Origin of the sequence: Streptomyces sp. NRRL S-244 (assembly GCF_000717915.1) — a bacterium.
GTDB lineage: Bacteria > Actinomycetota > Actinomycetes > Streptomycetales > Streptomycetaceae > Streptomyces.
Genome location: NZ_JOCX01000018.1, coordinates 108,063 through 120,540, shown reverse-complemented (window position 1 = coordinate 120,540; position 12,478 = coordinate 108,063). Strand labels below are relative to the sequence as shown.

Here is a 12,478-nt window from a genome sequence, read left to right as displayed (position 1 = left end):
CGGACCACGTGGAGGACGTGGAGGCGGCCGCGGAGTGGGGCGGCAAGGCGCTCGCGGCGAGCCGGAAGGCGGACGAGCTGCGGGCTTCGGGGGCGGCGGCTTCGGCGGCGGGGGGCCGGGTCCCGGCTCGTTCGGCGGCGGGGGCACCCGCGGCCGCATGGGCGGCGGCGGCCGTTTCTGACCCGATCTCCCCGATCTCCCCGATCTTCCGGATCCCCCCACTCCATGAAAGGGCACCGATGAGCAAGCAGACCATCCTCGGCCGCGTCACCCAGCTCGCGAAGGCCAACATCAACGCGCTGCCGGACCACGTGGAGGACGTGGAGGCGGCCGCGGAGTGGGGCGGCAAGGCGCTCGCGGCGAGCCGGAAGGCGGACGAGCTGCGGGCTTCGGGGGCGGCGGGAGACGCCGACAGCGCCGACAAGTTCGACAACCTCGCGAAGGTCGCCCTGGGCCGCCAGCTCCAGTCGGAGAAGGAGGCGAAGACGGCGGAGCCGACGATCGCCGCGCAGACGGAGGTCGTGGACAAGCTCAAGTCCGGGCTGGATTCGATGAAGAACAAGCTGACGGAGCTGACGGCGAAGCGCGACGAGCTGGTGGCGCGGGCGAAGACCGCGCAGGCGCAGAACACGATGATGGACACGGTGAAGAACATCGACGTGATGGACCCGACGAGCGACATCTCCCGCTTCGAGGACAAGGTCCGCCGGGAGGAGGCCAGGGCCTTGGGCCGGCAGGAACTGGCGGCCTCCTCCCTGGATGCCCAGTTCGAGGCCCTGGACGACCTCGACAAGTCCTCGGAGATCGAGGCCCGCCTGGCGGCGCTGAAGTCCCGGGCCGCCTGACGTTCCCGCTGCGCGGGGCCGACTCCCCGCGCAGCGGACCCGCCCGTCGGACCCGCCTGTCGGACCCGCCTGTCGGACCCGCCCGTCGGACCCGCCCGCCCGGGGTCAGCCGTACATGCTCAGCAGCTGCTCCGCGGACAGTTCCGTCACGGGCTCCGACCCGCCGCCGGGCAACGGCAGCTCGAACCACACCGTCTTGCCCCGGTGGGTCCGCCGCGTGCCCCAGCCCGCCGACAGCATGCCGACCAGCTGGAGGCCCCGCCCGCCCTCGTCGGTGTCCCGGGCGCGACGGCGGCGCGGCTGCACCAGGTTGCCGTCCCAGACCTCGCAGACCAGCGTGCGGTCGAGCAGCAGCCGCAGCCGGATCTCGCCCTCGCCGTACCGGAGGGCGTTCGTCACCAGCTCGCTGACCAGCAGTTCGGTGGTGTCCAGCAGCCCCTCCAGACCCCACGAGGGCAGCTTCGCCCGCGCCAGCTCCCGCGCCCGGCCCACCGAGCGGGCCTCGCGCGGCAGCTGCCAGTCGCCGACGGCGTCCATCGGCAGCCCCTGCACCCGTGCCATCAGCAGGGCGATGTCGTCCTCGCCGTGCCGCGTGTCCAGCGTGTTCAGCACGTGGTCGCAGACGTCCTCCAGCGGCCGCACCGGGTCGGCGAGCGCGTCCCGCAGCCCGCGCAGCCCCTCTTCCAGCGGGTGGTCGCGCGATTCGACCAGCCCGTCCGTGTACAGGGCCAGCAGGGCGCCCTCGGGGAGGTCGACCTCCACCTCCTCGAACGGCTCCCCGCCCACCCCGAGCGGCATCCCGGGCGGCACCTCCAGCAGCAGGGCGGGCCGCGGCGGGGCGCCCGGTTCCGCCGGTTCCACCAGCACCGGCGGCATGTGGCCGGCGTTGGCGATGGTGCAGCGCCGGGTCACCGGGTCGTAGACGGCGTACACGCAGGTCGCGAGGTACACCTCCGAGCGGTCCGCGTCCCGCGAGTGCAGGGCCGCCCGGGAGGCCTGCTGGGCGCCGCCGGGCGCGCCGAGCCCGCGGGCGATCTCGTCCAGCGCGGTCAGCACCTCCGCCGGCTCCAGGTCCAGCAGCGCCAGCGTCCGTACCGCGGTGCGCAGTTCACCCATCGCGACGGCGGCCCGCAGCCCGCGGCCCATGACGTCGCCGACGACCAGCGCGGTGCGGTGCCCGGGCAGCTCGATGACGTCGAACCAGTCCCCGCCGACCTCGGTGGCCGCGTTGCCGGGCAGGTACCGGCAGGCGATGTCGAGGCCGGCCGCCTCGGGGTCGCCGGGCGGCAGCAGGCTGCGCTGGAGTATCAGAGCCCGCTCGTGCTCGCGCCGGTACAGGCGGGCGTTGTCGATGCAGACGGCGGCGCGGGCGGCGAGCTCCACGGCCACCGCCCGGTCCCGTTCCCCGAAGGGCTCGCTGCCCTTCGTACGGGAGAACTGGGCGAGCCCGACCACGGTGTCGTGGGCGACCATCGGGACGACGAGCGTCGACTGGACGAGGTCCTCCGCTCCGCCGCCCTCGATCAGCCGGGGCCGCGCGGTCCGCAGGGCCAGCGCCCCCGGCGAGGCCGCCGGATAGCGGTGGACCTCCCCCACGGCGACCGGTGCGCCCGTGTCCGACAGCGGAGCGTCCGAGACGGCCGAGGCGAAGGCGACCCTGCGCAGCGGCGGGGAGGGCGCCCGTTCGGGCCCCCGCCCGTGCGGCAGCGGGGGTACGCCGGGCCCGTGCGGCCGGGCGGGCCGGTCGTCGTCGCCGAGCAGCAGCCCCTGGTAGAGGTCGACGGCGGCGAGGTCGCAGAAGCCCGGGACGGTCACGTCCAGCAGTTCGCGGGCGGTGGTCTCCAGGTCGAGGGAGTTCCCGATGCGGTGCCCGGCCTCGTTGAGCAGGGCGAGATTGCGCCGGACCCCCGCGGCCTCGCGGGCTGCGAGGTGACGGCGGGTGACATCGGTGCCCAGGCCCGCGACGCCGACGGGGCGGCCGGTGCCGCCGTGGACGCGGTAGAGGTTGATGGACCAGTGGCGGTGGTCCCGGCTGCCGGGGGCGGCGCCGGTGATCCGGAGGTCGGTGACGGAGTCGCCGGTCTCCAGGACCCGCCGCAGGGCCTCGGTCATCCGGTCGGCCTCCTGCGGCGGGAGGTAGTCGTGGACGGTGCGGCCGCGGTGTTCCTCGACCGCGCCGCCGAAAACGGTCGCGAAACGGCGGTTGGCGCGCTGCACGGTGAGGTCCGTGCCGAAGAGCAGGAAACCGAAAGGAGATTGGCCGAATATGGCCTGCGAAGCGGCAAGATCGGATTCGATGCGGCGCAGCGCGCGTACGTCGACGACGACGCACAGCGCGGCCCGCTCGGCGGTCTCGGTCTGGGTGGGCATCACGTAGATCTCGGCCACGCCGTGCGCGCCGCCCCCGCCGGGAATGCGGAAGGGGACGAGGCCGGTCCATTCCTTGCCGTCGAGGATCTCGGCCATTCGGCGGTGGCCGTCGGCGCGCAGCTCCGGCGGCATGAAGGCGTCCACCGGGTCCCGGCCCACGGCCTGCGCGGCGGTCAGACCGAACAGCTCCTCGGCGCGCAGGCTCCACTGGTCGATGAGCCCGTCGGGTCCGATGGAAAAGGACGCGACCTTTATGTAGTCATATATCGAGCCAGGCGGGCTGCTGTGCCACAGGGAGTCGTGCCATGTCTCCCCGGGCACACGGGCCTGATGTGCCTGCGCAGGTATCTCGCTCACGCGACCGTCCCCTCCAGCTCACCGCAACCGGACCGGCCATGACCGAAGTATTCAGCACCACGGCCCCGCACGGCACGGCGTTCACGATCACAAAAAGGTCCCGACTATTTCGAGCCATGCCCTGTGATCGTCGGCCATCCGTCACCTTGTTACTCACCAGGAAGTGCCAACTCGAACCACACGGTCTTGCCCGATTTCCCGTGCCGGGTTCCCCAGCGCTGCGCCGAGACGGAGACCAGATGAAGCCCCCTGCCGCCCTCGTCGTCCGGCGTCGCGACCCGTTCGCGGGGCGGATCCGGAAGCGGATCGGATACCTCCACCAACAGCGCGGCGCCCCCCGCGGGACTTCCGCTGGCCGGATTCTGCCGCACCAGCCGGACCCCGATGGGGCCGGAGGCGTACCGCAGTGAATTGGTGACCAACTCGCTGACCAGCAGGACGGTGACATCGCCGACGGAGTCGAGGCCCCAGGAGCTGAGCGTGCCGCGTACGGCGTGGCGGGCGGTTCGGACGGCGCCGGGCTCTGCGGGGAAGGCCCACTCGGCGCATTCACCGTCTGTGTCGATCACGCCGATCACTTCCCGGGCCGGCAACGGCCCCAGTCCGATTCCGCAGGGACAGAGCCACGAGGGGCATTTCACGATAGGGACTAATAGCCACATACCCGATATTCGAGGCGTCGTACCACCCGATCCCTCACGCACCGGCGCACTGTGGCGCAGACGGCCCAGCGCACGCGCGTCACGCGCCCCCGTGCGACCTGGTGTGCCGTTCGTGGCCCCCGGCGCGCCCATCGCGCCCATCACGCTCGCCGCGTGCGGCCGACTCGGCCCGCTCGGCGCGCAGCCGGCGGCCGGCCTCCGCGACGGCCGGCCGGTCCTGGTCGAGCCAGTCCACGGAGTCCAGCTCCTGCGGCCCGAGCCAGCGCAGCTCGTCGTGGTCCTCCAGCGGCGCGGGCTCGCCGGACAGCAGCCGCGCGGTCCACACGTGCAGGACGAGCCCGGGCCTGAGCGGCCACTCCCCCGGGATCCGCTCCAGCGCCTCGGTCTCCACGCCGAGCTCCTCGCGCAGTTCGCGTACGAGCGCCTCGGGGACGGACTCGCCGGGCTCGGCCTTGCCGCCGGGCAGCTCCCACCGCCCGGCCAGCTCGGGGGGTGCGCTGCGGCGGGCGGCCAGCAGGCGGCCCTCGTGACAAAGGGCTCCGCCCACGACCACTCGTACCGTCATGGGGCGGAGCCTATGTCAACGTACGGACGCTCAGTTCGTCGTGGCGGTCTGACCGATCCGCTCGACCCAGTACAGCTGCTTGTGGCCCCTGTCTTCGAGGCTGTCGACGACCTTCTGGGCCTCGGACCGGGTGGGGTAGCGGCCCACCCGGTAGCGGTTGCCGTTGTCGTCCTGCCGTATGACCAGCCATGGGAGCAGGGCACCGCTGTCGTTCATCGCGTTTCACCCTCCGCCGATGTACCTGCCCGGGAAACCGCATTGCGCATATGCCCGACCTTACGCCCGACCTTTACGGAGCGGATACGGTTTTTTACGAAGAGGTACCTCGCAGGCGTACGCATCCGGCCATGCGTACGAGCGGGCCGTGTACGCCGGTTCAAACCCGGCGCACCGCGCGGCGAATCGCACGGTCAACAGGCACGGGGCGAGGGCGAGTCCGGCCGCGAGGGCGGTGCGGAACCGGGGGCGGGCCGCGGCGCAGAGGGCGCACGGCGGGGAGAAGCCGAGGACCGGCGCGCCGGGGGCGATCACCATCGCGCCGAAATCCGCCGGGTCCATGACGCCCCGTCACGCGACGGCGGACCCCGGGGGTCACGACACCCGGGGAACGCCGCTCACGGCGATGCGCCGGCTACCGGACCGGCAGGTGGTACGAGAGGCGGTAGCGGTCCGCCGGGACCACCACGTCGGCGGTCTCGACCGCCAGCCCGGACGCGAAGTACGTCCGGCCGATCACCAGGACCACATGGCCCGGGACCCCGCCCAGCAGCATGTTCTCCTCCGCCAGGCCCGGCCGCGCCCCGACCTCCTCGACCACGTTGTCCACGACGACGTCGATGGCGGCCATCCGGTCCACGACCCCCGAGCCGCCGAGCGGCCCCTCCTCCGGCAGCATCACCGGGGTCCGGCCGGTGACCGCGAGCGGCTCCCAGGAGGTCGACAGCATCATCGCCTCGCCCGCGTCGCGGAACACGTACCGCGTCCGCATCACCCGCTCGCCCGGCTCGATGCCCAGCCGCTCGGCGATCTCCGCCGGCGCGGCCGTCTGCTCGCTGCTGGACTCCCAGGTGCCGCGCGCGCCCGCCTCGGCCTGCTCCTGCCGGAACGGCGTCGACGCCCCGCCCGTGCGGTATCCCGAGCGGGCGACCCGTCTCGGCACGGGCTGCTCGCGTACGTACGTACCCGACCCGGAACGGCCCTCGACCAGCCCCTCCGCCATCAGGACCTTGCGCGCCTCCAGCGCCACCGTGTCGGAGACCCCGTACTCCTCGCGGATCCGGGCTTGCGAGGGGAGCCGGGCATGCGGGGGCAGGGACCCATCGACGATCTTCCGTCGCAGATCCCCGGCGACGCGCAGATAGGCCGGCTGCTCACCGAAAGTCACTGGCCACTCCCATCAGCTTGACAGACAGCTACACCCTGGCAACCGACGGTTGTACATCGCAAGCAAGGGCCAGAGTTTCACCCGAAGTGATGAAGCCAGGTCACTGAAACCAGTTACCGCGCGTTACGGCGCGCTATTCTCGACGCTCCTCAGACCGCGGACGCGGACGCCCCCTCCGAGTCGCCCGCCGAGCCGCCGTCCGAATCCTCCGGGTCGCCGTCCGAGCCGTCCGACTGCCCCGCCAGCCACTCCGGCACCGTCGTCGCCAGCCCGTACGCCCCGCGCAGCGCCTTCTCCGTGTCCACGGACAGCGCGGCCGAGGCCTCGTCCCACGCGGCCTGGAACTCCGCCGGCTTCGTCGCCCGCGCCGCCCGCTGCCACCCCGCGCGCGCCGCCTCGACCTCCTTGAGCTGCGCCCCTGCCGGGCCGCCCAGCTCCGGCCGCTCCCGCACCCCGTCCAGCAGCCCCGCCTCCACGCCCAGCGCCCGGTCCACCGCGGCGGCCCACTCCCGGTACCGCGGCAGCGCCTCGTCGATCTCCTCCTCCGGCTCGCCGCCCAGCGCCACGTCGGCCTCGTTCATCACGCGCAGGAAGGCCACCTGCTCCGGCGTCAGCATCGTGGCGTCCTTGCGCAGGCTGCCGCGGTGCTCCTGCTCCGTGGTGCCGATGACGCAGAGCAACCGCCGGTCGCCGCCGCTCCACGACTCGCGCGAGGGCACGAAGTAGAACATCTCCGCGTACGAGGGCAGCGCCCACGAGTCCATCGCGTACGCGTCCTGCGCCTTCCAGCAGGCGTCCACGGAAGTCCGCCTCAGCTCGGGGTCGCCGGGGAAGGCTCCGCCCGGGAGCCGGGTCGAGGAGGTGACCTCCCCCTCGTGCGGCTGGGTGCAGGCGATCTTGTAGATGAACGGGCGCTCGGCGAGCAGGTCCCCGCCGGGGACGTTGAAGCAGTCGCCCGCGCGCATGTCGTCCATGGCGGTCAACTCGCCCTCGACGTCCTGGTACTGCTCCAGCGTGTCCAGCCGGTCGAAGAGCCGCTCCCCCACCCGGTCCGTGACGAGGGCCAGGGCCGCGGTCATCGCGAGCGACACCACCAGGCCCGTGATCGCCAGCGCCTTGCCCCGCTCCCCCTTCCGGGCGATCTGGACCAGCGCCACGATCCCGAACACGACGCCGAGCGGCGGCAGGCACAACAGCCCGACCAGCAACGACGCGAGCGCGAAGCCGTTGAGTGCCGGCTCCCCGTACGCCTGCCGCGCGGGCGGAGGGGGCCAGTGGGGCGGCGGCGGGGTGCTCACGGGGCGGGGGGCTCCATCACGAGGGGCGCACGAACGAATGCGCGAAATACTACGCAGCGGGGGCGACCGCCGTAACGGTCGCCCCCGCGGTTCGCGTGCGTGAGAGGTGCGTCAGAAGTGCCTCGGAAGTCCGCCAGGAGCCCGTCAGGAGCCCGTCACGAGCCCCTCAGGGGCCCGTCAGAACTGGAGCGCCCAGGAGTCGATCTTGCCGGTGTCGACGTTCGCGTTGTCGTTCACGCGGAGCTTCCACACCCCGTTGGCGACCTCCGAAGAGGCGTTGACGGTGTACGTCTTGACGATGTTGTCCGCGCTGCCGCCGCTGCGGTTGTGCAGGTTGTAGACCGATCCGTCCGGGGCGACCAGGTCGACCTTCAGGTCACCGATGTACGTGTGCTTGATGTCGACCGAGACGCTCAGCGCCGCCGGGGCGTTGCCCGGGACCCCGCTGACGGTGACCGGCGACTCGACGGTCGCGTTGTCGTTGACCGCGTAGTCGGCGGTGTTCTCGAAGCGCTTGCCCGGGTTCGGCGGGGTGGTGCCGCCGCCCACGTACAGCAGGCGGTTCGGGGAGCCGGAGCCGGGACCGGTCACCACGTTCGGGGTGGCTGCCGCCACCAGGGCCGCGGAGACCTGCGCCGGGGTGCTCGCCGGGTTCTGCGAGAGGTACAGCGCCGCCGCGCCCACGACGTGCGGCGTGGCCATCGAGGTGCCCGAGATGGTGTTGGTGGCGGTGTCGCCGGTGCCCCACGAGGAGGTGATGGAGGAGCCCGGGGCGAAGATGTCCAGGATGGAGCCGTAGTTGGAGTAGCTCGCCTTGGCGTCGGTGTTGGTGGTCGCGCCGACCGTGATGGCCTCGGCGACGCGCGCCGGGGACTTGGTGCTCGCGTCCGTGGACTCGTTGCCCGCGGCGACGGCGTACGTGATGCCGGCGGCTATGGAGTTGCGGACGGCGGTGTCGAGCGCGGGGTCGGCGCCGCCGCCGAGCGACATGTTGGCCACGGCCGGCTTGACGGCGTGCTGGGTGACCCAGTCGATGCCGGCGACGACCTGCTCCGTCGTGCCGGAGCCGTTGTTGTCGAGGACGCGGACGCCGACGATCTTGGCCTTCTTGGCCACGCCGTACGAGTTGCCCGCGACGGTGCCGGCGACGTGCGTGCCGTGGCCGTGGCCGTCCTGGGCGGTGTTGTCGTTGTCGATGGCGTCGTAGCCGTAGGAGGCGCGCCCGCCGAACTCGGTGTGGCTGATGCGGACGCCGGTGTCGATGATGTACGCGGTGACGCCCTCACCGGCCTTGTCCGGGTAGGTGTAGCTGTTGTCGAGCGGGAGCGGGTGCTGGTCGATGCGGTCCAGGCCCCAGGACGGCGGGCTGGGCTGGGTGCCCTGGGCGTCGTCGACGGTGAACGTCCGGTTCTGCACGACGGACTTGACCGCCGGGTCGGCTGCGAGCTTCTTGGCCTGCGCCTCGGAGACCTTGACGGAGTAGCCGTTGAGGGCGGCGCTGTACGTGCGGCCGATCGTCGCGCCGTAGCGGCGGGCGACGGCCTTGCCGCTGTCGGCGGTGGAACGGGCGGCCGAGTCCTTCAGGGTCACGATGTAGCTCTCGGCGACCGCGCCGGGGGCGCCGGCGTTCTCGATGACGCCCTGGGGCCCGTTGTCGGCGGCGGAGGCGGGTAACGCGGCGGCGGCGCCCAGTGCGAGGGCGGCGACGGCGGTCGCGCTGAGGCCGGCGATTTTCCGGCGGGTGTGACGCATCGCGGACATGTGGGGGGTCCTTCTCGTCGGTGGCATGGAGAGCGGACATCCGGGTGCTGGGCATGCCCATGACAATGACATCCATGTGCTGCCGGCTGCCGCTGCCGAAAGGTTGACGCACGCTCAGGCAGTCCCACAAGAGGATGACGAACGCTTAACATCCGTGCCATACAACGGCCATGAACGAGCAAAGGCGTTCCGCACATGACGCACGCACTCCCCGGTTACGTCTGCCCCGAAGACGCCACGCGCGCCGACGCCCGGACGGCCCCCTGGTGCTGCCCGTTGTGCGGTGGACCGTGGGATCTCGACTTCGCACCGGATCCGGCCAGCCCGCTCGAACCGGCCGGCGGACCCAACTCGCTCTGGCGGTTCGGCTCCGTGCTGCCGCTGCCGGGGGCTTTCTCGGTGACGCTGTCGGAGGGGAACACCCCGCTGGTCCCGCTCGCGGAGCGCATTCACGCCAAGCTCGACTTCCTGATGCCGACCCTGTCGTTCAAGGACCGGGGCGCGGTGATGCTCGCGGAAGTGGCCCGGCGGCTGGCTCCGGAGCGGGTGGTCGCGGACAGCAGCGGGAACGCGGGGACGGCCGTGGCGGCGTACTGCGCGCGGGCCGGACTGCGATGTGAAGTTTTCGTGCCCGAGGGCACCTCGGAGAAGAAGACCGAGCAGATCCGTGCGCACGGGGCGGCGGTCCGCGTCGTGCCGGGCGGCCGGGAGGCCACGGCGGTGGCGGCCCGGGAGGCCGCCGACCTCCCCGGGGTCTTCTACGCGAGCCACGTCTTCAACCCGTACTTCCTGCACGGGACGAAGACGTACGTGTACGAGGTGTGGGAGGAGCTCGGCGGCCGGCTCCCCGAGACCCTCGTCGTCCCCGTCGGCAACGGCACCCTGCTGCTGGGGGCCGCGCTGGCAGTGGAGGAACTGGCCCGGCGCGGGGTCAAGCCGCCGGCGCTGGTCGCGGTCCAGGCGGAGGCGGTGTCCCCGCTGGCCGCGGCCTTCGCGGCGGGCGCGGAGGACGCCGATCCGGTGGAACAGCGGCCCACCCTGGCCGAGGGGATCGCGATCCCGGCCCCGCCGCGGGCCCGGCAGATCCTGGCGGCGGTCCGCAAGTCCGGCGGCACCTTCCTGACGGTCCCGGACACGGCCCTGCGCGCGGCCCAGCGGGACCTGGCGCGGCGCGGGCTCTTCGTGGAACCGACGGCGGCGGCCTGCTGGGCCGCGGTGGGCCCCCTGGCCCCCGCCGACCCCCTCCAGGGCCGCACGGCGGTCCTCCCCCTGTGCGGAGCGGGCCTGAAGGCCGGCCTGGCGTAACCGCGGCCGCGGCCACGGTGGCCGCCGCGGCGGCCACGGCTGCCTCGCCCCTCGGGTACGTGTCGGAAAATCGCCAGCCGAAGCCCCGCACGCTCTGATGAACTGGGCCGATGACCACCACCGTTGACCTCGCCCGCCGTTTCACCGCCCTGCACACCCCCGCCGCACCGCTGGCCCTGGCCAACGCCTGGGACGTACTGAGCGCCCGCCTCGTCGAGGCCGCCGGCGCCCCCGCCGTCGCCACCACCAGCGCCGGGGTCGCCTGGTCCCTCGGCACGCCCGACGGGGACGCCCTGAGCCGGGACCGCGCCCTCGACCTCATCGCCCGGGTGGCCGCGGCCGTTTCCGTCCCGGTGACCGCCGACATCGAGGGCGGCTTCGGCGCCGACCCCGCCGGGGTCGCCGAGACCGTCACCGGGGTGCTCGAGGCCGGTGCGGTCGGCATCAACATCGAGGACGGCACGCGGGCCCCCGCCGACCACGCGGAGCGGGTGGCCGCGGCCCGCGCCGCCGCCGAGGCCGCCGGGGTGCCGCTGTTCATCAACGCCCGCATCGACACGTTCCTCTTCGGTCTCGGCGAGGAGGAGAACCGCCTCGACGAGACGCTCGCCCGCGCCGCCGCCTGCCTGCGCGCGGGCGCCTCCGGCATCTTCGTCCCCGGCGTCACCGACCCGGCCACCGTCACCGAGCTGGTCAAGGGCATCGACGCGCCGCTCAACCTCCTCGCCGGCCCGGGCGCCCCCGCCGTCGCCGAGCTCGGCGCCCTCGGCGTCGCCCGCGTCAGCCTCGGCTCCGGGGTCGCGTCGGCCGCGTACGACGTGGTCCGCCGCGCCGCCGAGGAGCTGCTCGCGGGCGGCACGTACACCGCGCTCGACCCGGGCCTCCCCTACGGCGAGCTGAACGCCCTGCTCAAGGGCTGAGGCCTCTGCATCGAGGATGCCTGTACGCGGCAACGAACCTAGGATCCCGTCATGCGCACCTCGGAGACCGCCGGGAGCGGGCCGGCGCCGCGATCCGCGCCCCGCGGGGTCGGCGCGGGCGTCTGGACCGCGCTGGCCCTCGTCTACGTCGTCTGGGGTTCCACGTACCTGGCCATCCGGGTGGTCGTCCGGACCATGCCGCCGTTCCTCTCGGCCGGAGCCCGTTTCATCACGGCCGGCCTGCTGCTGCTCGGCCTCGTCGCCTGGCGGCACGGGCCGGGCGCGCTCCGGGCCACCCGTACGCAGGCCGGCTCGGCGGTCGTGGTGGGCCTGCTGCTGGTGCTGGGCGGCAACGGCCTCGTCGTCCTCGCCGAGACCTCGCTGCCGTCCGGCCTGGCCGCGCTGCTGATCGCCGCCGTGCCGATGTGGCTGGTGGTGCTGCGGACCGCCACCGGCGACCGGCCGCCGCCGCGCACCCTCGGCGGCGTGCTGCTGGGCTTCGCCGGGCTCGCGGTGCTGACCAGTCCGGGCATCGGCGGCGACGTGCGGCTCTCCGGGGTGGTGCTGGTGGTCGTGGCGTCCGTGCTGTGGTCGCTGGGCTCGTTCTCCGCGTCGAAGCTGTCGCTGCCGGACAACCCGTTCACCGGCAGCGCGTACCAGATGCTCGCGGGCGGGGCCGGCGGGATCGTCGTCGCCCTGCTGCGCGGCGAGCACCGCTCGCTGGACCGGGCCGCGTACTCCACCGCGTCCTGGCTGGCGCTGGGCTACCTCGTCGTCTTCGGCTCGCTGATCGCCTTCACGGCGTACGTGTGGCTGCTCCAGGCGGCGCCGCTGTCGCTGGTGGCCACGTACGCGTACGTCAATCCGGTCGTCGCCGTCGCGCTGGGGGCGCTGATCCTCGACGAGGCCCTGACCGTGCCGATCCTGGTCGGCGGCGGGATCGTCGTGGTGGCGGTGTGCGTGATCGTCAGCACCGAGCGCAGGCAGTGACCGGCGCCGCCCACGACACGC

At 73.2% G+C, this 12,478-nt stretch carries 11 protein-coding genes and 1 pseudogene; 5 read left to right on the top strand and 7 right to left on the bottom strand.

Going from position 1 to position 12,478, the window contains the following annotated elements; all coding sequences use genetic code 11:
• Positions 1-101, top strand: a pseudogene (locus tag IF02_RS35640) (PspA/IM30 family protein); the annotation flags it as partial.
• 138 nt (positions 102-239) lie between these two features.
• Entirely contained in the window at positions 240-845 is a 606-nt protein-coding gene (locus IF02_RS0122490) for a PspA/IM30 family protein (RefSeq protein WP_030159663.1), read from the top strand.
• A gap of 105 nt (positions 846-950) precedes the next feature.
• Here the strand turns inward: IF02_RS0122490 and IF02_RS0122485 are convergent, their stop codons facing one another.
• The 7 genes from IF02_RS0122485 to IF02_RS0122455 all read right to left on the bottom strand — a co-directional run bounded on the left by IF02_RS0122485 (position 951) and on the right by IF02_RS0122455 (position 9,242).
• On the bottom strand, positions 951-3,563 hold the full coding sequence (locus IF02_RS0122485) for a SpoIIE family protein phosphatase (RefSeq protein WP_420708193.1): 2,613 nt from the start codon (positions 3,561-3,563) through the stop codon (positions 951-953).
• Positions 3,564-3,721: 158 nt separating this feature from the next.
• The gene (locus tag IF02_RS0122480) at positions 3,722-4,150 is read right to left on the bottom strand and encodes an ATP-binding protein (RefSeq protein ID WP_030159659.1); all 429 of its coding nucleotides are present in this window, start codon (positions 4,148-4,150) and stop codon (positions 3,722-3,724) included.
• Between the two features lie 163 nt (positions 4,151-4,313).
• A complete protein-coding gene (locus tag IF02_RS0122475) occupies positions 4,314-4,799 on the bottom strand; it encodes a (deoxy)nucleoside triphosphate pyrophosphohydrolase (protein ID WP_051696448.1) in 486 nt (161 codons plus the stop codon).
• A 30-nt stretch (positions 4,800-4,829) separates the two neighbouring features.
• Complete coding sequence (locus tag IF02_RS0122470; RefSeq protein WP_030159654.1) at positions 4,830-5,015, bottom strand: SPOR domain-containing protein; 186 nt, start codon at positions 5,013-5,015, stop codon at positions 4,830-4,832.
• A gap of 415 nt (positions 5,016-5,430) precedes the next feature.
• Positions 5,431-6,183: a GntR family transcriptional regulator gene (locus tag IF02_RS0122465; RefSeq protein ID WP_030159652.1), complete on the bottom strand. Its 753-nt coding sequence runs from the start codon at positions 6,181-6,183 to the stop codon at positions 5,431-5,433.
• A gap of 149 nt (positions 6,184-6,332) precedes the next feature.
• Positions 6,333-7,481: a DUF4190 domain-containing protein gene (locus IF02_RS35955; RefSeq protein WP_051696447.1), complete on the bottom strand. Its 1,149-nt coding sequence runs from the start codon at positions 7,479-7,481 to the stop codon at positions 6,333-6,335.
• 177 nt (positions 7,482-7,658) lie between these two features.
• The gene (locus tag IF02_RS0122455) at positions 7,659-9,242 is read right to left on the bottom strand and encodes a S8 family peptidase (protein WP_030159648.1); all 1,584 of its coding nucleotides are present in this window, start codon (positions 9,240-9,242) and stop codon (positions 7,659-7,661) included.
• Positions 9,243-9,437: 195 nt separating this feature from the next.
• On the opposite strand from IF02_RS0122455, the gene IF02_RS0122450 reads away from it, so the two are divergent.
• From IF02_RS0122450 to IF02_RS0122440, 3 genes are all read left to right on the top strand, one after another.
• On the top strand, positions 9,438-10,547 hold the full coding sequence (locus tag IF02_RS0122450) for a threonine synthase (protein WP_030159646.1): 1,110 nt from the start codon (positions 9,438-9,440) through the stop codon (positions 10,545-10,547).
• A 110-nt stretch (positions 10,548-10,657) separates the two neighbouring features.
• A complete protein-coding gene (locus tag IF02_RS0122445; protein ID WP_030159644.1) occupies positions 10,658-11,467 on the top strand; it encodes an isocitrate lyase/PEP mutase family protein in 810 nt (269 codons plus the stop codon).
• A gap of 51 nt (positions 11,468-11,518) precedes the next feature.
• A complete protein-coding gene (locus IF02_RS0122440) occupies positions 11,519-12,457 on the top strand; it encodes an EamA family transporter (RefSeq protein ID WP_030159642.1) in 939 nt (312 codons plus the stop codon).
• The last annotated feature ends 21 nt before the right edge of the window (positions 12,458-12,478 follow it).